Below are 17,325 nucleotides of genomic sequence, written 5' to 3' on the forward strand. Positions count from 1 at the left end.
CATGCGTCGCTAGTGTTCGAGTCCGAGCGCCAGGCTCCTGCGAGCTGCGTGACGGCGGTCAGCGTCCGCACCTCGCGGGCGCTGGGCGACGTCACGTGTCGTCCTCACCGCTCGAGCCCGGTGTGGCGGTGGGCACTGCGGGTGGGGGTGTGGCGGCGGGGCGCTGCCTGACGGTCGCGCTGGCGGATGGGCTCGCCGAGGGACGGCCGCTGGGGTCCACGATGGGTGGTGTCAGGCGTGTAGGCCAGACCGGCGCGGAGTGCTCTGGCAGTGACGTTGCTGAGCGCTTGCGCCAGGTCGCGGCCGAGTCGGTCGGATGTGCTGGAGACGGTGACGGCGGCGGGTCCCCAGGCTAGGGGGTCGGCGCCGACCGTGCCGAGTACCTGGCCGATGTTGTTCTCGAAGTAGGTGTTGATCTCCACGTCGCGGTCATCGACGTGGATGGTGGTGGTGTGCTCGAAGTCCTGCGACCGTGTGCTTTGACCGTCGGGCCGGTGCCTTAGGACAAGCAGGTCGGTGGGCGAGTCCAGGCCGGGGAGCCTGCGGTGGGCGCCGGCCGGGAGGCGGACCGCGCCGAGCAGGTCGGCGACCAAGTGCAGGTGGCGGCGCGCTTCGGGGAACGGTTGGTCCATCAGGTCGTGGGAGGCGAGGAGAATCGTGTACCCGCCGGAGCGGGTGAGTGTTGCCAGAGTGAGGGCGAGCTGGGCTTGGACGGTGCGCCGTACGACGACGTGCCCGGGGTCTTGGAGACGCACGTCGTTGTAGGGCAGGGACGCGATCACGACGTCGAACCGGTCGTGCGCCTTCGGGAGCCGCAGCTGCACCGGGAACTGGGTGCCCGGGGTTCGGGCATCGGTGATGTCCGCGACCACGGATACGGGCGAGGGGCCGTCGGTGTGCGGTAGCCCGATGAAGGTCGCGGCGTCGTCACCGAGGGCCAGCACCCGGCCCTCGGTGAACTCCAGATCGCGGAGCATGGTCCACAGGTGGGTCGCGATGATCCGGTGCGAGGGCTGGGCGGAGGTCGTGGTGTGGTCCTCGAGTGCGATGTGGTCAGCTTCCAGGCGCAGGGCGTGCGGGTCGTTCGCGTCGTTGCGGGAGGGCTCCCTGGTCATCACACACCTCGCCTTTGCTCGCCGGTGCGGGGCGCGCCTGCCCTGGTGGCGCGGCGAGAGTCGAGGTCGGCGGCGACGAATGCCGCGAAGTCGGCCTGCCGGTCGGTGATGGACTTTTCCTCGGCCGGGGCGACGGCGGGCTCGCCGGGCCAGGAGGTGGCGCGGGTGGGCCGGTCGCGGTCCAGGCGGGTGCCTGAGGTGGCGACCCACTCGCGCAGGCGTTCGCGGGCGTCGGCGAAATCGGCGTGCCAGGCGAGCGGTCCTGAGCCGGAGCTGCCGACTTCGTAGCACGCCAAGCGGTGGGTGTGGAGGGCGGAGAACTCTTCAACCAGCTCGGGATGGCGGTGCCACAGTGGCGGGACCACGGTCGGTGGCAGCCCGTAGGTAGTGCGCAGCCAGGTGACGAACTCGTCCAACGCCCGCCACTGCGCCTCGGCCTCGGCCGCGGTCAGCGTCGACCAGTCGACGGGCTCGACCGGGCCGTCCCGAACATCAGAGCCGCCGAGGCGGTCGAGGCCATCGGTGAGTCCGGCCTCGAATACCGCGAGCTGCCCGTCAGGGACGGGCGCTCCAGGCCCGTCGACCGGCTCGGTATCGAACTCCCAGGGCACATCTCCGTCCATGCTCACAACCCAATCCCCGGGGCGGGGGAGGTGCGGGGGCGCGGCGCGCTCGGATGCGTTGCACCCGATGGCGGTGTCGTCGGCGCGTTCTGTGCGTTGCCGGTCTGCGGGGACGTTGCACCGACCGCGGCCTGCTCGAGATGGTGAGGATCTTGCCGTGCGGTGGCGGGGGTGCGGTCCACGTCGTAGGCCGTCCGGGCGAGGTCGTGCCCGATCTTGCGGGCGACGAATACCTCGCGCTCGACAGGCCGGGCGGGCGGCTCGGCGGGTCGGGTGTCGACGTAACCGTGGGCGACGAACTGGTCGCCCTTGCGGAACCGTGCCGCGGCCCGTTCGGCGGTCTTGCCGAAGATCAGGAGGTCGTGGAACGAGTTGTCGAGCTTGGTGAAGGTCCCGTCCTGCTCCCGGCGCCAGTGCTCAACTCCGGCGCGGAAGTGGACTCGGGTGGTGCCGGCGTCGGTGAACGAAACGTCCGCGTCGCTGGCGATGAACCCTGCCAGGGACTGCTGCACGGGGATGGTCATCATGCACCGGTCCTCATGTCGGGCGGCGCCCTCTGTCCGAGCGACCGCTTCAACAAGCAGGTGCGCGACGTTCGACACGGCTCCTTCTAAGGTTGGAGTCGTGGCCTCACGAGCATCCAGCGATGAGCACTATGTGATCGACCTGTGTGATGCGGTGCTCGGCGTGAAGGGGCTTCGCCAGCACCGATTCCCGTGGCTGCTGGGAGATCCGTCTCCGAAGACGGGGCGGCAGGTCGCTCTACCCGTCGATGCGTACTGGCCCGGCTTCGACCTCGTCGTGGAGTACCACGAGCGCCAGCACGACGAAGCGGTGGTCTTCTTCGATAAGCCGGAGCGACTCACCGTCTCTGGTGTACATCGCGGGCTGCAACGGGCGCTGTACGACGAGCGTCGCCGCGAGCTCATCCCTCAGCACGGGATGACGTTGGTGATTGTCACACTCGACGCCTTCGAGAGCCGCCGAGGAAAGATCGTCCGTCGCCCCGGTGAAGACCGACTCGCCATCGCCTCTCGGCTCGGTGCTCTCGACCGCTGACGCTAGGCCCGACGCAGGGTGTGTTCGATCGCTGCGCGCTCGGCGGCGAGCTGTTTGGCGTCGGGGCGTTTGGTCCACGGGCGGAGGGCGGTGACGAGTGGGGGTGCGGAGCGAAGGAGCACCAGTGCCGTGCCAAAGGGCAACATCCGGATGGTCTCGGGTGGCATGACCGGGACACGGCGCACGGATCGCTGGACCGAGCGGGAACCGCGGTCGCCGGTGGAGGTGGAGTGGGTGATCTCGTCGCGTTCGCCGAGGAGGGCGGAGACGTCCTGAAGGTCTTTGGCGACTGAGGCTCCGCCGAGGACGACTTTGACGATGGAGGCGTCCCAGATCGCTCCGGCGTTGTGGTCACCCCACCTGGCGCGGGCTTGGGACAGGGACTGCAGGACGGGCATGGTGGTGATGCCGGTGCCGCCGCCTTCGGCCATGAGCACGGGAAGGGACGGCAAGGGGGAGAGGTTGCCGATCTCGTCGAGCGCGAGGAGCAGTGGAGGGTCCAGCCTGGCGCCTGGTGAGGCGGCGGCCAGCGTCCGGGCGGTCTCGACGAGGTCCTCGAGGAAGGCGGCGACGAGCGACCAGGACGCGGAGGCGCCGGCTCCGGTGGACAGCAGGTACATCGTGCCGTTGTCACGTAGGAACGTGGTGGGGTCGAATGACTCGCCGGGCCCGGGGGAGACGGCGTCCATGACGCGCGGGTCGGCTAGGCAGGTCAGTGCGAGGGAGACGCCCATCCAGATCGAGTCCCGGGTGCGGGGGTCAGAGTGGATCGTCGATTCCAGCGACTCGGCCCAGCCGGGTGCGGCGTGGGGCTGGGAGGACAAGATGGCGACGGCGTCGGCTGCGGCCGAGGGGGACAGGGACCAGGCGAACAGGTCGCGCGGTGAGCAGTGTCCGAGGGCGGCAGCGTGCAGGAGGGCCTGCAAGGCGGTGCGGGTCTTGCCCTCCCAGAACCCGCCGGACTCCACCCCACCGGTGGACAGCCCGGTGGCCGAGCTGAACCCGGTCGCGCGGATCATCGCCGTGAGCGGGTTCTCACACCCGCGCACCGGTGACCAGCGCAGCCCCGTCGGCAGTCCTTCAGCCAGGTGCTGGGGATCGAAGACAGCGACCGGGCCGCGCCGCTGTCGCGCCGTCATGGTGGCGGTGAGGTTGTCAGGGCGGGTGGAGGTGGTGATGACGGACCCGGGCGCGTCGAGAATCGCGTTGACGACCAGGTGCAGTCCCTTCCCGGAGCGGGGCGGGCCGAGCACGAGAACGGAGTCCTCCACCGATGCCCACACCTCCCTCCCCCTGGAGGAACCAAGCAGATAGCCGACATCGGACGGAGCCGGGTTCGCATACGAGGGCCGCAGCGCTCCAGAGCGGGCGAGCAGGGCCCTGGTGGATGCCACCTTGTCGACATCCCGGCGGGTGGCGGTTCCGACGAGCCTGTGCGGATCACGCGAGACCCGGGTCGTGTCACGGCGAGACAGGTGCCACACCCCCCGGGCCGACGCGCCGAGGCCGATGAGCAGGACCCCAACCACCGCCCAGTACACGACCGGATTCAATCCGGGTGCGTCAAGGGCCAAGCCGGGGTTCCGGGGGGAGAGAAGGACCCTGATCCCCGCCGCGAGGCCTGACGTCGGCGGGTCGATACCGGTGATGTAGGCGGCAGCCGTGCCGGCCACCCGCAGAAGGGCGGCGCACGCAACCGCAGCGATGAGCATGATGAGCCCGAGGTTGGTCAGCTCGTCACCGCCGCGGGGGGAGGACGGGACGCTCACGCGACACCGCCCGCAAGAACATCCGCAGCGGGGTCGTGGATCACCACGGTGCCCGACGTGCGGCCGAGCAGCACGAGGGTCGAGGGGAGCCGCTCGAGGAGAGGAGCGGGCAGTGGGAGGGCGGCCCGACCGTCGGCGTCGGCGTCACGCGCAGCGACGACGACGGCGATACACACCTGCTCACCGGGCAGAAATCCCTGACCGACGATCCCGAACGGAACCTCCAGAAGGGGCACGGCCTCCGACCGCGGGACCGGGGCCGAGACCACAACCGGGTGGGCGCTGGGGAAGGGGTCGGGTTCGCAGATCTGGGTGTAAATCCCGCCCTCGGGGTTGACCGCGAGCACGTGCACGGCCTGCCCGAGCTCGAGCGCGACCAGCCGGCCCACGTCCCGGGGGTCACGCGCGTTGATCGGCACCGGGGCTTCGGGCAGTTCGTAGGGCTTGCCGGCCACCGTCACCGCCGGGGTCCAGTCCGGCTCGTAGTCGATGCGCACCTTGGCCAGCTCGGTCTGTGGGTCGTTACGGTTCACCGGGTCACCACCGTCGATCGTGTGCTGGGCCCGCGCCGTCTGGCAGGCCGGGCGGTCTCGCGCTCACGCGCGGCACGCTGGTCGTGGCCACCGGCCAACCCGGGCGGCTCACCGTTGCTGATCTGGTGGGTGTCCAGCGTGTCGAGGATCGCGGCCGCGGCCTTGCGGGCGCGCTCCGCCGTTGCCGTGACAACGTCGAACACGGTCCTGTTTGGCACCGAGCCGGCCCACGACGTCACGTACGGCACCGAGTACTCCGAGGTGTCCAGGCCGTGAGCGGCACCGATCATCAGGGCGACCGCCTCGGCCTCAACCTCGACAATGCCGCGGTGCGCGCGCGCGTCGGCCGCATCGGGGGAGTGGAGTCGTACATGCCCCAGCTCGTGCGCCAGCGTCTTGACCTGTGCGGCGTCGTCCATATCGGCGCGAACGGTCACGGTCCTCGCCAGATAGTCGGTCAGGCCGTTCGCCCCCGCAATGCCGGCCGCCGTCGGAGCTCGGAGCAGCGCGTACCCGTCGCCGACCACCTGTGCGGCCAACCCGTCCCACAGCCCCTCGGGTGCCGCGCCACGCAGGAGTTGTGGCATCGGCTGTTGCGGGATCGGATCACCCTCGGTCTGGGTCACGTCCCACACGTAGACGGGCTTAGTGCCCCTGAGACGCTCGCGCACGACCTCGCCCGGAGCGGCCCGCTCACCGCGGGCGAGCAAGCGCCACGGCCCGCCCGCGGGGTTGTCGGTGGCGTACTTCGCGGTGACCGGAGCCAGGATCACGTAACCGGACTGGCCCTTCATCACCTGCCGGCCCACGTGCTGCCACTGCTGATATCCGGCGACGAATGCCGGTTCCGGTGACGGCACCCGCCCTGCACGGTGTGCCTCGGCGTGCTGGAGCATGATCAACAGCGTGTTGTTGAACGAGCGGGTGCGGAACCGCGCCGCAAACTCGATTGCCCGTCGGAAGCCATCACCGCTGGCCATCGCGTCGACCGCGGTGGCGAGGCGCTTGTGCGCCTCCTCGAGCTTCGCGTCGCGCGCCGCGGCCGCGGCCTCAGCGTCCGCTTGGGTCCAGCGTCCCATCTCCCACACCCTCCAGGCAGTGCTCGCTGGCTAGGTGTGCAATCGCCGCCTTGCATTCCTCCGACGAGGTGACGGCGGCCCAGGACGCCTCTGCGTGGGCAGGCCGCCTACAGCGTTCTCCTGGCACCCTGTTAGCGGCTCACATAGGCCCCCATCACCGGGAACCCGACCGGACGGGTCTTGCGGATCCCTCTGGTCGAGAGCGAGTGTCCTCGCAGGCCAGCGTGGCGGCTCACCGATGACGGTTCGGCTTATGGCGCCACGCAGCCAGCGCAGTCGGCACCTCGTTGTGTGCTTCGTGCCGGCCGGCGGCTAGGGCCTCTCGTTCGCCTACTGCTTGTGGTGAGATTCTGACCAGACGGCGCGGAGCACGCGGATGGTGTCCTCGAGGCTCACATGAGTCTCGGCGCTAGCCCGGGCGAGCGCGTGCGCGTGGTCGATGACGGCTCGGGGTGTGGTGCTGGCCGTGGGGCTGATGCGGGTACCGCCGCCGACACGGGTTTGCAGCAGGCCTTGCTGCTCGAGCGAACGGTAGGCCTTGGCTACGGTTCCCGGCGCGATCCCGAGGTCCTTTGCGAGTTGGCGGACCGACGGAAGTCGTTCGCCGGCGGCGATGCGGTCGGTCGCGATGAGCCCCCGGATCTGGTCCTGGATCTGTTCGGCGGGTGAGGTGCCCGTGGTCAGAGTGATTCGGAGGACCATGGCGACCTCATCGCCTGTTCGTGCGGAGTGGCGCGTGGGCCGTGACGGCGATCAGAAGGACGCTAAACCAGAAGAACCATCCCCCGGCCGCGAGGATGTCGGCTGCCAGGCGCAGCGGTCCTTCAAGGCCGGCGAACGGTGTCCCGGTCGTGAACAGTCCCTGGTCGGTCTGCGTCTGTCCATAGATACTCGCGGTGCCAGCAAGGGAATTGGCCACCCGCGCTAGATGTAGCAGCAGCGCCCCGATGGTGATCGCCATGACGTTGGACGTGCGCCACCGCCGGACGGCAACGTCGGTCTCGCGATCCAGAGCCAGCGCGGGTCGGGAGATCAGTCCAGCGGCGAGCAACGCGGCCGCCACGAGCAGCGCCGCGAGTGCGAGAGATGGCATGGAGAAGTGCCACCCGTACATGGGGCTGCCCATGCTGCCGGCGGACCCGAGGTCGATCCAGTACATCGTGTAGCGGCCCTGGTCGTCGGGCACGGACGCACTTCCCGCCCACAGGGCGACCACGACCATCAAGACCACGGTCCCGCCGAGTGCGAGGATCCAACTCCGCTTCGCAAAGCTCGTGAGTGTCCTGCGGTGCAGGTCCGCGGTCCTTCCGCCGCTCCTGCGCGCCACCGGGAGCATGAGGACCACGACCGCCACTAGCCCCGCGACGATGGGGGCGGTGAACAGGGTCATCATGTATGCCGTGGGCGATGGCCGTGGGAGACCCCACGGTGTTCCCAGCAGGAGCTGAGCAAGCACGATGACCGACGCGCACCCCACGCTGGCGATGGTCCACCAGCGGACATCACCACCCACGGCCGGCCGCGGCACGCGTGAGCGGGTTACCGCCCACACCACCAACGCGGCCAACAGGCCCAGCAACGGTGGACCGAACACCATGAGCAGTACCAGTTCCACAAGAACCCCCGGAGGGTCGCCGTATCATCCGTATCATCTGAGTGACACACTTTGTATCACTCGGATGGCACACTGTCGACCGACACGCAGAGCCCTTGACCGAACCACATGCCCAGTTGCGAGGTTGGAGGCAGACCGGGTCGCCTCGCAGAACCACCTACCGGCTCCAGCAACCTCGCTCTCTCGTGCCTGTAGGGGATCGGCTATCGGCTTGCGGAACATAGCCAGCGCAACCCCAGCGTCACTCGGAAGCGGAGCCGCCACGGAGCGTCGACAGAACCCCGCCACTCAACGGCGAAGGCCACAGGCGTCGTCAGTAACTCTCAGTAGGCGCAGGTAACGATCTGGCATACCGTCATGACTCGGCTCCGTTGGGCCGCGGAGGCTGACAGGCTGACTACATGCAGCCGATCACCTGGAGTGCCCGATCGCCGTGGCTGGCGTCGGCCGTAGCGGCAATCGCGCTCACTGGGTGCTCTTCGTCACCGACTCCTCCAGAGGCGGACCCCGATTCGCCGGCGGCCTCCTATGTGAGAACGAGCCGCTGGGGCGAGGGGGACACGGCTCTTCTCGAGGGCACGGTGGCACTCGAGAACGACTGCCTGACTGTGGTGGATGACGCCGGTCAGGTCATCGTGCCGATCTTTCCAACCGACTTCACCTGGGACGCCGATGCCGGCGAGCTCTCCGGATTCGGTCACACGTTCTCCGCCGGCGACTCCGTGTCACTGGGAGGAGGTTTTAGCGAAGCGTCCCCGTCGATCGTTGAGCACCTTCCGAGTAGTTGCGAGGGTGGCCAGTACTTCCTCGTGCACTCAGCTTGAGGACCAGCGACCGAGCCCGCGCAGTCACCAGTGGCGGATCGTCAACCGGAGGCATTCGCCGAACCCAGACACTCGCCGGTGCGAGAAGTCGGCACTACAGTCGCGATCGTGGCGAGAGTTCTCGTAACCGGGATGTCGGGCAGCGGGAAGTCGACCGTGCTCGAAGAACTGGAGCGGCGCGGCCACGTCGTCGTCGACACCGACTACGGCGGATGGACGCTCCCGGATGGCACGTGGGATGAACCCCGGATGTCTCAGCTCCTGGCCGATCATCGTGATGTCGTCGTGTCCGGCACCGTGGATAGCCAAGGCCGGTTCTATGACCGGTTCGATCATGTGGTTCTGCTCAGCGCACCGCTCCAGGTGCTGCTGCAGCGATTGAGGTCTCGGACGAACAACCCCTATGGCAAGTCGGAAGTGGAAGCGGGGGAGGTAGCGAACTACGTCGAGACAGTCGAGCCGTTGCTGCGGCGAGGTGCGACAGTCGAGCTGAATGGTGAGCGTTCAGTGGCGGAGCTTGCAGATGCGGTTCAGCGCCTCCTCTCGGCGCCCTGATGGCCAGCGGAGCGTTCATGTCCCGCACATCGATCGTTTCAGGACGTGCGCGCATCTTGACGGGGTCGCGCGACGGAGGCTAAGCGCGCAAACGTCCGATCGGCGGGTCTGAGTCAGGCCGCCTGCTCGCTGGTGTCGATCTGGAGGGCTCGGCGCATGGCGGGCGCGTCGAGCTGCTTGCCGAAGACGGGGCCGTCGGGCTCGAGTTTGCCGGTGTCGGCGAGAGATCCGGCGGGGACGGGGTCGAATCCAAGGTCATCGACGATCCTCGCGACGATCGTCACCGCGTCGGAGTCGTCGCCGGCCACGGCGAGGGCGACCCTGTCGGGCGCGCCGGCGGGCCGGGGCAGCTCTTCCATCTGGTGGTAGCCGATGTGGTTGAACGTCTTGGTGAGCAGGGCGGTCGAGGGCAGGGCGTCGCGGACGACGGTGCTGGAGGCGCGGCCGGCGTCGGCGAACTCGGGCAGGATGCCGTCGATGGGCGGCCAGTAGTTCATGACGTCGATGACGACGTGGCCGGCCAGGGCATGGAGGGGCAGCTCGCGGAAGCGACGTAGGGGGACGGCGAGAACAAGAATGTCGGCCTCGCCCGGTAAGTCGTTGGCGTCGGTGGCCACGGCGCCAGGTGCCACGAAGCGAAGGAGCTGGTCGGTGTCCTCGGCGCTGCCGGAGGAGGCGATCTGGACCGCGTACCCGGCGTCGAGGGCGAGGCGGGCGATAGCGACGCCGGACTTGCCGGCGCCGAAGATGCCGATGACGGGGCGACGGGTCGTGCTCATCGTGCTGGTCTCCCTGGGACGAGGTGTGGAGCGGGCGGGGGAGGAGGAGGGGCCCCGGATGGGCAGAAGTGGCCCCTCCCCGGTCGGCGACTCGGGTCAGACCCAGGTGCGCATGGTGACGTCGAGCGGCTCGGTCGGGTGACCGATGAGGCGGGCGAGGTCACCGTGGGTCGGTGCGAGGGCGCCGTCTCGCATGTTGCCGTTGAGCGCGACCATGAAGCCGGCCGTGCCCTCGTCGAGGCCGAATGCCTGCAGCTGCTCGAGCTCCTGGGCGGGGGTGAGCGCCTCGTAGCGCACGGGGGACCCGAGGACCTCCTGCGCGGTGGCAGCGAAGTCGGCATAGCTCCATGCGACGTCGCCGGACAGCTCGTAGGCGCGGCTTTCATGGCCGGGGGTGGTGAGCACGACGGCGGCGGCTTCGGCGTAGTCCTTACGGGGTGCGGTCGCGAGGCGTCCCTCGCCGACGCTGTTGGCGATGACGCCGCGGTCCCGTGCGGCGGCGAAGTCCTGCTGATGGTTCTCGGTGTACCAGCCGTTGCGCAGGAAGGTAGCCGGGATACCGGTGGCGGTGACGAGCTCCTCGGTGGCCTTGTGCTCTGCGGCCAGGCCCAGGACGGTCGTGGGGGCTTCGAGCGCGGAGGTGTAGATCAGGTGGCTGACGCCGGCCTTGCGGGCGGCCTCGATCGCGACGCCGCGCGGGGCGAGCGCCTGGCCGGGCATGCCGACCGAGATCAGGAGGAGCTTGTCGACGCCGTCGAGCTGGGCGGCGGTGGTGGCGACAGCGTCGGGGCCGTCGAGGTCGAGGGGTGCGGAGCGCACGCCAAGGGCCTCGAGGGCGGCGAGGCGCTCGGGGTTGCGGCCGAGGGCGAGGATGTCGCCGGCGGGGACGCCGCGCTCGAGGAGGGCGTCGATGGTGAGGGCGCCGAGCTGTCCGGTGGCGCCGATGATCGCGATGGTCATGGGAGTTCTTCCTTTGTCTCGAGGTGTTCAGGCGGTGACGATGCGCAGCACGAGGGTTGCGACGGAGAGGGCGAGCGGCACGAGCGGCATCGTCACGCCCTTGGTGTCGCCGACCCGGAGGTGGCCGATGACGGCGCCGATGAAGTAGGCGGTCAGGCCGGCGGCGGCGGCGATGCCCAGCGGTTCGATCCACAGGCCAGCGACGACGCCGATCGCGCCGGCGATCTCCAGAGCGGCCAGGACGGGGAAGTAGCGCTCGGGGACACCGACGGTGCCGCCGATTGTGGAGACGACCTGCCCGTTCTTGCGGAGCTTCATCACGGCGGAGTTGAGCGCCACGAGGGCGAGGAGGGCGGTGAGGATGACGAGGGCGATGAACATGACGTCCTTCGTTGGTGTGGGTCGCGGCGGTGGTGAGGGTCAGTTGCTGATGGCGGGGGCGCGGCGGACGTAGGTCCGGTCCTCGACCTGGGCCGCGGTGAAGGCGGCGATGTCGGCGCGGGTGACGGCGAACCCGAGCTTGTCGGTGCCGAAGAACCCGGCGCGCAGGGCGCCCTTCTTGGGGTCGTTCGTCGGGCGGATGAACCGCACGATGGTCCAGTCGAGGTCGGAGGCCTTGACGGGGTCGGTCATGCCGCGGATTTCCTCGTAGGCGCGGGGCATGAAGGTGCGCGGCATGAACGCGACCAGGCGCGTGACCAGTGTTGGCGTCTCGTGCGGGTCAAGCACGGCGGGGGTGGCTTGCCCGATGTAGCGCCGGACGCCGTGGCGGTGCATGGCGTCGAGGATGTGGCGCGTGCCCGCGACCAACGGGGTGCCGACGGCCTTACGGTCCATGCTGGGGCCGAGGGTGGAGACGACGGCGTCGGCGCTGGCGACGGCGGAGTCGATCGCAGCGGCGTCGGACATCTCGCCGACGACGACGCGCACACGCTCGCCCCAGGAGGTGGGGACCTTGCTGGGGTTGCGCGCGTAGGCGGTGACGGTGTGGCCGCGCTGGAGCAGCTCGGCTACGGTCAGCTGGCCGATGACGCCGGTGGCACCGAAGACGGTGACATTCATGCAGGGCTCTTCTCTCGTGAGGTCGCCAAGACGTGGCGTACGGCGGGGGCGACGTCCTCGCCGAAGCGCTGGATGGAGTCGCGGACCATCTGGGTGGGCATGCCGCCGAGGTCGACCTGACCGAGGAACCGGTCGGCTCCCAGCACGGCCTGCAGGTCGAGGATCTTCTCGGCGACCTCCCGCGGCCCGCCGACCATGAGTGCGCCGCGGCGGGCGGCCAGGGCGTTCATGCTCGGGCGGTCGACGTAGAAGCCGCGCCCGCCGTTCGTCTCGGGCGACAGGTACCGGTGGTAGTAGGGGTAGAGCTCCTCCAGGGCCTGCTCCTGGGACTCCCCGACGTAGAAGTGGCTGGTGATGCCCACGGTGAGCTTCTCCTCGGGGTGGCCGGCCTCGCGGCCGGCCGCCCGGTAGAGGTCGACCAGGCGCTTGGCGTGGTCGAGCGTGCCGCCGATGAGGCCGAGTGTCATCGGCAGGCCGAGCCGGCCGGCGCGCAGCGCGCTGGAGGGCGTGCCGCCGACGGCGACCCACACCGGCAGGTCCCCGTGTGTGGGCGGGTTGACGTGGGCCTCGTGCAGCGGTGCGCGGAAGCGCCCCTGCCAGGTGACGGGTTTCTGCTCGCGCAGCCGCAGCAGCAGGTCGAGCTTCTCGGCGAACAGGTCGTCGAGCTGAGAGATGTCCTCCCCGAACAAGGCGAACGGTTCAGCGAACGCGCTGCGCCCGGCGATGAGCTCCGCGCGGCCGTGGCTGACAAGGTCCAGGGTCGCGAAGTCCTGGTAGACGCGCACCGGGTCGAGCACGCTCAGGACGCTCGCCGTGGTGGTGAGCCGGATGCGCCGGGTCGCGCGGGCGATCGCAGCGTGCACGACCGCCGGGGAGGAGACGGCGAACTGGCGGGTGTGGTGCTCACCGATGCCGTACACGTCCAGGCCGTGACGCTCGGCCAGGACGCCGTACTCGACGATGTCGTCGATACGGCTGGCGGCCGTGTCGGGGGAGTCGGGAGAGATGTCGCTCAGGGAGAAGACACCGAGTTCCATGGGAAGTCCTTCCGGGGGCGCCGCGCGGCCCCACGTCGTGCACGGGTGCAGGCGGGGCCGCGCGATGGGGCCTGGGTCGTCAGGCGATCGAGATGATGAGCTTGCCGAGGGTGCCCTCGGCGAACCGGGCGAACGCCGCCTCGACGTCCTCCAGGCCGAACGTCTCCTGGACGGTGACGGCGGTGCGGCCCTCGGCCTGGTGGCTGGCGAGGCGCTCGAGAGTCTCGGGCGCAGGGTGGGCGTAGACGGAGATGACGCGCAGCGTCTCGGAGGGGACGTCGGCCGGGCTGCGCAGCATCGTCGAGGCGAACGCCGCCTCCGCCTTGGCGGCGGCGACCAGGGGCTCGGGCGAGCCGGCGAAGTGGAGCACCACGTCGACGCCGTCGGGCACGATGCCACGGACCTGCGCAGCGACGTCCTCGGTGTGGTCCACGGTGTGCACGGCGCCGAGCTTCGTGACGACCGCCTTCTCCGCCTCGGTGTGCGCGGTGGCGATGACCGTCGCCCCGGTGCGGGCGGCGAGCTGCAGCGCCTGCTGCCCGACGCCGCCCGTGGCGCCCACGACGAGCACCGTGTCGCCCTCGCGCACGCCGGCGCCGTCGAAGGCCGTCACGGCGGCGGTCCCGGCCAGGCCGAGGCCGGCGCCCTCGGCGAAGCCGATCGACTCCGGCAGCTTCGCGATCCCGACGGCGGTCGGCACGGTCACGTACTCACCGAACGAGCCGTCGCCGAGGAAGTCCTTGGTCACGACGCCGAACACGCGGTCGCCCACGGAGTAGCTCTCGACGCCCTCGCCGACCTCATCGACGACCCCCGCAAAGTCCTTGCCGAGCACCACCGGGAAGCGGTGCTCCATCATCCCCTGCAGCATCCCCTTGGCGACCGACAGGTCGAAGCCGTTCACCGACGCGGCGTGCACGCGCACCCGCACCTCACCGACGCCGGGGTGCGGCGCCTCTACCTCAGTGACTTCGGGCTCCGAGTCGAATGCGCGCAGTGCCACAACCTTCATGTCTGTGTCTTCCTCACTCTTGCCGGTTGAAGTGGAGCCGGTGCTCCGCTTTCCATTGGTCTAGTGAACCACAGAACCGGAGCGTCTATTCCAGATCGGTAGGATGGGGTACATGAGCACCGAGAAGCGACCCTTGCGAGCGGACGCCGAGCGCAACCGTCAGGCGATCATCTGCGCTGCGGGATCAGTGCTCGCCCAGGAGGGCAGCGACGTCACACTCGAGCACATCGCCGACGTCGCCGGCGTCGGGGTGGGAACGATCTACCGACGGTTCTCCTCGGTCGAGGAGCTCATGGGCGTGGTGCTCGAGGAGAAGATGCGCCGCTACGCCGAACGGACGGAGCAGTTCGCGCAGCACGCGGAGGACCAGCCGTGGGAGGCCTTCCGCGACTACGTCATGTTCATCCTCGAGCAGCAGGCCAAAGACGCCGCCTTCAGCGACGTCCTACTCTCCTCCAGCCGCGGTACCGAACTCTTCCGCGCCGAGCTGACCCGCGCCCTCGAGGCCTCAGTGCAACTGGTGGAGCGAGCCCGGAACGCCGGCGCTGTCCGCGAGGACTTCCACCACAGCGACCTCTTGATGCTCCAGCACGCCACCCGAGGCCTGCTGCGCGGCACTCAACGCATCGCACCCCTCGCCTGGAAGAGGTTCGGGGAGTACATGCTCCAGGCCTTCCGGGAGCCCAGCGTCGAACCGCTCACCCCGCCGTCGAGCATCTGGACCAGGGCTCTAGCTGCCGGCCAACGCTGAGATCCCGGTAGCAAAGGCGGATGGTCGCCGCCCAGACGGCGGAAGAGCCTGTCACCTCGGGTAGGGCAGGACGCCCCGACCTTCACCGGACGACCATCCCCTGCGGAACGCGGCTGGCCTCCGCTTCGAGGAGGACTACGAGCTCCCTGCGGGCTGACCGCGGCGGGTTCCTCCTACGGGACGGACAACTGGACCGACCGCAACCGCTGCGAGGGCGGACCACTGAGCGTTAGGGGGTCCCGTCCGGCTCCGATGCCCTCTCCAGGCTTCGGACCGCTGCCAGGCGGTGGAGCTCAGACCGTCGGATGAGGAGTGCGGCAACGGGCGCCCGCGATCGCGCTGGCGGCGTGATGATTGGTCGTCATTCGCGCCCTTTGGTTCCTTCGCGCACCATCCGACGATGTTCGCCGCGGCCGGCGGCGTGCCCGCGTTGCGGGCGGAGTCGTTCAGTCGCGAGCGATGCGAAGGGCGACCCAGAGCGCGCACCTTCGGCAGATGTAGGCCGGTTCGCTCCCGAGTGCGTGGAGCGACCTTCGTGGCCGCTGGCGGCCGCAGCACGAGCATCGTTGCTGGGTGTCATCGGCCATGTCGCGATGGTGCCACGGGCCGGTGACCTTCGCGGGTCACAGGTAGCGGCAGACGTCCTCGGGGGAGCATGTGGCCGGGTCGCCGGTGGTGGCGTGCTCGCGCAGGATGGCGATCGTGGTGCGTAGCTGCGCGAGCTCGGCGAGCTGCCGGTCGATGACCGCGAGGCGGGTGTCGAGCAGGTCGGTGACGTGCTGGCAGGGGGCCTGGCCCCGGTCTCGGATGGCCAGCACCTGGCCGATCTGGGCCAGGGTCAGCCCGGCGGCTTGGCCCCGGCGGATGAAGTGCAGCCGGTCGAGCACCTCGGGGCCGTAGTCCCGGTACCCCGCCGGGCTGCGGTCGGGGTCGGGGAGGAGTCCGACGTCCTCGTAGTACCGCAGGGTCTTAGCTGTCGTGCCCGACGCCTGAGCCACCTCACCGATCCGCATGCCACTCATTCTGCCTTGACCTTCCAGTGCACTGGAAGGTCGATCCTGGTCCTGAGGCGCGGCAACAAGGGAGGACTTATGACGGCAACGGACAAGGGCAGGTCGTATGACCTGGCAGTGATCGGGTCCGGTGGGGCGGCGTTCGCGGCCGCGATCCGCGCCACCACCCTGGGCAAGCGGGTGGTGATGATCGAGCGCGGCACCATCGGCGGTACCTGCGTGAACACCGGGTGTGTGCCCTCCAAAGCCCTGCTCGCGGCCGCCGAGGCCCGCCACGTCACACTCGACGCCGCCCGGTTCCCCGGTCTGCCACTCCCCGACGCCCCACCGGTCGACATGCCCGCCATGGTCGCCGGCAAGGACAAGCTCGTCGGATCGCTGCGCAGCGAGAAGTACGCGGCCCTGGCCGCCGAGTACGGGTGGGCCCTCCACCCCGGCGAGGCCACCTTCGTCGGCACACCGACTGAGCCGGCACTCCGCGTGACCGGCCCGGACGGCACGGCGGAAACCGTCCGGGCCGCGCACCACCTCATCGCTACCGGCTCCACGCCCTGGGCGCCGCCGGTCCCCGGCCTGCAGGAGGCCGGTTATCTGACCTCGACGACCGCGATGGAGCTGGACCACGTCCCGGAGTCGCTGCTGGTCATCGGCGGCGGCTACGTCGCCATGGAGCAGGCCCAGCTCTTCTCCCGCCTCGGTGCCCAGGTCACCATGCTCGTCCGCTCACGGCTGGCCTCCCACGAGGAACCCGAGGCCGCCACCGCCCTGGAAGAAATCCTCGCCGACGAAGGCATCGAGATCATCCGCGGCGCGGTGCCCACCGCGGTGCGCCGCGACCCGGCCACCGGCGAGGTCACGGTCACCGCCACCACCGCCGACGGCTCACACGAGCTCCGCGCGGCCGAGCTCCTCGTTGCCACCGGCCGCCGCCCGGTCACCGGCACGCTCGGCCTCGACACCATCGGCGTGCGCGCCGGCAAGCGCGGCGAGGTCATCATCGACAGCCACCTGCGCACCACGAACCCGCGGATCTGGGCCGCGGGTGACGTCACCGCCCACCCGCAGTTCGTGTACGTCGCCGCGGCCCACGGCGCCCTGGTCGCCGACAACGCCCTCACCGGAGCCGGCCGGGAGGTCGACTACCGCCACCTGCCCCGGGTCGTGTTCACCAGCCCCGCCCTGGCCTCCGTCGGAATGACCGACCAGCAGGCCCGCACTGCCGGGATCCGCTGCGACAGCCGCGTCCTGCCCCTGGCGCACGTCCCGCGCGCCATCGTCAACCGTGACACCCGCGGGCTCATCAAGATCGTCACCGACGCCGACACCGGCCGCATCATCGGCATCACCGCCCTCGCCCAGGACGCCGGTGACCTCGCCGCCGCCGGCGTCTACATCCTCGAGGCCGGCATGACCACCGACCAGGTCGCCAACCTCTGGAGCCCCTACCTGACCATGGCCGAAGGCCTCAAACTCACCGCCCAAACCTTCACCACCGACATCACCAAACTCTCCTGCTGCGCAGCATGAACCCGCACAGGG

The 17,325-nt window shown here is 69.8% G+C and carries 20 protein-coding genes; 5 read left to right on the top strand and 15 right to left on the bottom strand.

Annotated features, from left to right (window positions below):
* Positions 1–104: 104 nt before the first annotated feature.
* From ACWPXV_RS00870 to ACWPXV_RS00880, 3 genes are read right to left on the bottom strand one after another with little or no spacing between them, the layout of a single operon-like run.
* Positions 105–1,115 carry a hypothetical protein gene (locus ACWPXV_RS00870; protein WP_454083445.1) on the bottom strand — a complete coding sequence of 337 codons (1,011 nt, stop codon included), beginning with the start codon at positions 1,113–1,115 and terminating at the stop codon, positions 105–107.
* Positions 1,115–1,738, bottom strand: a complete 624-nt coding sequence (locus tag ACWPXV_RS00875; RefSeq protein WP_454083630.1) for a hypothetical protein — start codon at positions 1,736–1,738, stop codon at positions 1,115–1,117. The genes ACWPXV_RS00870 and ACWPXV_RS00875 overlap by 1 nt, the downstream gene beginning before the upstream one ends.
* Positions 1,739–1,740: 2 nt before the next feature.
* The gene (locus tag ACWPXV_RS00880; RefSeq protein WP_454083446.1) at positions 1,741–2,340 is read right to left on the bottom strand and encodes a single-stranded DNA-binding protein; all 600 of its coding nucleotides are present in this window, start codon (positions 2,338–2,340) and stop codon (positions 1,741–1,743) included.
* 22 nt (positions 2,341–2,362) lie between these two features.
* On the opposite strand from ACWPXV_RS00880, the gene ACWPXV_RS00885 reads away from it, so the two are divergent.
* Positions 2,363–2,797 (top strand): hypothetical protein, encoded by a 435-nt coding sequence (locus tag ACWPXV_RS00885; protein ID WP_454083447.1) that lies wholly within the window; start codon positions 2,363–2,365, stop codon positions 2,795–2,797.
* Positions 2,798–2,799: 2 nt separating this feature from the next.
* On the opposite strand, the gene ACWPXV_RS00890 is transcribed toward ACWPXV_RS00885, so the two are convergent.
* From ACWPXV_RS00890 to ACWPXV_RS00910, 5 genes are all read right to left on the bottom strand, one after another.
* The gene (locus ACWPXV_RS00890; protein ID WP_454083631.1) at positions 2,800–4,509 is read right to left on the bottom strand and encodes a type IV secretory system conjugative DNA transfer family protein; all 1,710 of its coding nucleotides are present in this window, start codon (positions 4,507–4,509) and stop codon (positions 2,800–2,802) included.
* A 53-nt stretch (positions 4,510–4,562) separates the two neighbouring features.
* A complete protein-coding gene (locus ACWPXV_RS00895) occupies positions 4,563–5,099 on the bottom strand; it encodes a hypothetical protein (protein WP_454083448.1) in 537 nt (178 codons plus the stop codon).
* The gene (locus ACWPXV_RS00900) at positions 5,096–6,178 is read right to left on the bottom strand and encodes an ArdC-like ssDNA-binding domain-containing protein (protein ID WP_454083449.1); all 1,083 of its coding nucleotides are present in this window, start codon (positions 6,176–6,178) and stop codon (positions 5,096–5,098) included. Before ACWPXV_RS00900 ends, ACWPXV_RS00895 begins: the two co-directional genes overlap by 4 nt.
* A gap of 330 nt (positions 6,179–6,508) precedes the next feature.
* Entirely contained in the window at positions 6,509–6,880 is a 372-nt protein-coding gene (locus tag ACWPXV_RS00905; RefSeq protein ID WP_454083450.1) for a GntR family transcriptional regulator, read from the bottom strand.
* A 7-nt stretch (positions 6,881–6,887) separates the two neighbouring features.
* Positions 6,888–7,793 carry a hypothetical protein gene (locus ACWPXV_RS00910; protein WP_454083451.1) on the bottom strand — a complete coding sequence of 302 codons (906 nt, stop codon included), beginning with the start codon at positions 7,791–7,793 and terminating at the stop codon, positions 6,888–6,890.
* 401 nt (positions 7,794–8,194) lie between these two features.
* Between ACWPXV_RS00910 and ACWPXV_RS00915 the strand changes: the two genes are divergently transcribed.
* Positions 8,195–8,617, top strand: a complete 423-nt coding sequence (locus tag ACWPXV_RS00915; protein WP_454083452.1) for a hypothetical protein — start codon at positions 8,195–8,197, stop codon at positions 8,615–8,617.
* A gap of 108 nt (positions 8,618–8,725) precedes the next feature.
* Positions 8,726–9,172, top strand: coding sequence for an AAA family ATPase (locus tag ACWPXV_RS00920; protein ID WP_454083453.1), 447 nt, complete (start codon positions 8,726–8,728; stop codon positions 9,170–9,172).
* Between the two features lie 113 nt (positions 9,173–9,285).
* Here the strand turns inward: ACWPXV_RS00920 and ACWPXV_RS00925 are convergent, their stop codons facing one another.
* The 6 genes from ACWPXV_RS00925 to ACWPXV_RS00950 form a co-directional block, all read right to left on the bottom strand.
* Complete coding sequence (locus ACWPXV_RS00925; RefSeq protein WP_454083454.1) at positions 9,286–9,951, bottom strand: NADPH-dependent F420 reductase; 666 nt, start codon at positions 9,949–9,951, stop codon at positions 9,286–9,288.
* Between the two features lie 96 nt (positions 9,952–10,047).
* A complete protein-coding gene (locus ACWPXV_RS00930) occupies positions 10,048–10,911 on the bottom strand; it encodes an NAD(P)H-binding protein (RefSeq protein WP_454083455.1) in 864 nt (287 codons plus the stop codon).
* Between the two features lie 27 nt (positions 10,912–10,938).
* Positions 10,939–11,292: a DoxX family protein gene (locus ACWPXV_RS00935; protein ID WP_454083456.1), complete on the bottom strand. Its 354-nt coding sequence runs from the start codon at positions 11,290–11,292 to the stop codon at positions 10,939–10,941.
* Between the two features lie 39 nt (positions 11,293–11,331).
* On the bottom strand, positions 11,332–11,973 hold the full coding sequence (locus ACWPXV_RS00940; RefSeq protein WP_454083457.1) for an NAD(P)-dependent oxidoreductase: 642 nt from the start codon (positions 11,971–11,973) through the stop codon (positions 11,332–11,334).
* Complete coding sequence (locus tag ACWPXV_RS00945; protein WP_454083458.1) at positions 11,970–13,010, bottom strand: LLM class flavin-dependent oxidoreductase; 1,041 nt, start codon at positions 13,008–13,010, stop codon at positions 11,970–11,972. The genes ACWPXV_RS00940 and ACWPXV_RS00945 overlap by 4 nt, the downstream gene beginning before the upstream one ends.
* Positions 13,011–13,089: 79 nt before the next feature.
* A complete protein-coding gene (locus ACWPXV_RS00950) occupies positions 13,090–14,022 on the bottom strand; it encodes an NADP-dependent oxidoreductase (RefSeq protein ID WP_454083459.1) in 933 nt (310 codons plus the stop codon).
* Positions 14,023–14,134: 112 nt separating this feature from the next.
* Here ACWPXV_RS00950 and ACWPXV_RS00955 point away from each other — a divergent pair, with 112 nt between their 5' ends.
* Positions 14,135–14,773 carry a TetR/AcrR family transcriptional regulator gene (locus ACWPXV_RS00955; RefSeq protein WP_454083460.1) on the top strand — a complete coding sequence of 213 codons (639 nt, stop codon included), beginning with the start codon at positions 14,135–14,137 and terminating at the stop codon, positions 14,771–14,773.
* Between the two features lie 623 nt (positions 14,774–15,396).
* On the opposite strand, the gene ACWPXV_RS00960 is transcribed toward ACWPXV_RS00955, so the two are convergent.
* Positions 15,397–15,786 (bottom strand): heavy metal-responsive transcriptional regulator, encoded by a 390-nt coding sequence (locus ACWPXV_RS00960; protein ID WP_028708020.1) that lies wholly within the window; start codon positions 15,784–15,786, stop codon positions 15,397–15,399.
* A gap of 78 nt (positions 15,787–15,864) precedes the next feature.
* On the opposite strand from ACWPXV_RS00960, the gene merA reads away from it, so the two are divergent.
* Entirely contained in the window at positions 15,865–17,313 is a 1,449-nt protein-coding gene (gene merA, locus ACWPXV_RS00965) for a mercury(II) reductase (RefSeq protein ID WP_030153508.1), read from the top strand.
* Positions 17,314–17,325: the final 12 nt, after the last annotated feature.

It is taken from the genome of Georgenia sp. Marseille-Q6866 (genome assembly GCF_965111665.1).

What these genes read in the sequence shown, in the direction of transcription:
- merA (WP_030153508.1), top strand. Translation starts at nt 15,865, where the DNA reads ATGACGGCAACGGACAAGGGCAGGTCGTATGACCTGGCAGTGATCGGG.
- ACWPXV_RS00945 (WP_454083458.1), bottom strand. Translation starts at nt 13,010, where the DNA reads ATGGAACTCGGTGTCTTCTCCCTGAGCGACATCTCTCCCGACTCCCCC.
- ACWPXV_RS00905 (WP_454083450.1), bottom strand. Translation starts at nt 6,880, where the DNA reads ATGGTCCTCCGAATCACTCTGACCACGGGCACCTCACCCGCCGAACAG.
- ACWPXV_RS00870 (WP_454083445.1), bottom strand. Translation starts at nt 1,115, where the DNA reads ATGACCAGGGAGCCCTCCCGCAACGACGCGAACGACCCGCACGCCCTG.
- ACWPXV_RS00890 (WP_454083631.1), bottom strand. Translation starts at nt 4,509, where the DNA reads ATGCTCATCGCTGCGGTTGCGTGCGCCGCCCTTCTGCGGGTGGCCGGC.
- ACWPXV_RS00875 (WP_454083630.1), bottom strand. Translation starts at nt 1,738, where the DNA reads ATGGACGGAGATGTGCCCTGGGAGTTCGATACCGAGCCGGTCGACGGG.
- ACWPXV_RS00930 (WP_454083455.1), bottom strand. Translation starts at nt 10,911, where the DNA reads ATGACCATCGCGATCATCGGCGCCACCGGACAGCTCGGCGCCCTCACC.
- ACWPXV_RS00950 (WP_454083459.1), bottom strand. Translation starts at nt 14,022, where the DNA reads ATGAAGGTTGTGGCACTGCGCGCATTCGACTCGGAGCCCGAAGTCACT.
- ACWPXV_RS00955 (WP_454083460.1), top strand. Translation starts at nt 14,135, where the DNA reads ATGAGCACCGAGAAGCGACCCTTGCGAGCGGACGCCGAGCGCAACCGT.
- ACWPXV_RS00960 (WP_028708020.1), bottom strand. Translation starts at nt 15,786, where the DNA reads ATGCGGATCGGTGAGGTGGCTCAGGCGTCGGGCACGACAGCTAAGACC.
- ACWPXV_RS00900 (WP_454083449.1), bottom strand. Translation starts at nt 6,178, where the DNA reads ATGGGACGCTGGACCCAAGCGGACGCTGAGGCCGCGGCCGCGGCGCGC.
- ACWPXV_RS00915 (WP_454083452.1), top strand. Translation starts at nt 8,195, where the DNA reads ATGCAGCCGATCACCTGGAGTGCCCGATCGCCGTGGCTGGCGTCGGCC.
- ACWPXV_RS00935 (WP_454083456.1), bottom strand. Translation starts at nt 11,292, where the DNA reads ATGTTCATCGCCCTCGTCATCCTCACCGCCCTCCTCGCCCTCGTGGCG.
- ACWPXV_RS00925 (WP_454083454.1), bottom strand. Translation starts at nt 9,951, where the DNA reads ATGAGCACGACCCGTCGCCCCGTCATCGGCATCTTCGGCGCCGGCAAG.
- ACWPXV_RS00940 (WP_454083457.1), bottom strand. Translation starts at nt 11,973, where the DNA reads ATGAATGTCACCGTCTTCGGTGCCACCGGCGTCATCGGCCAGCTGACC.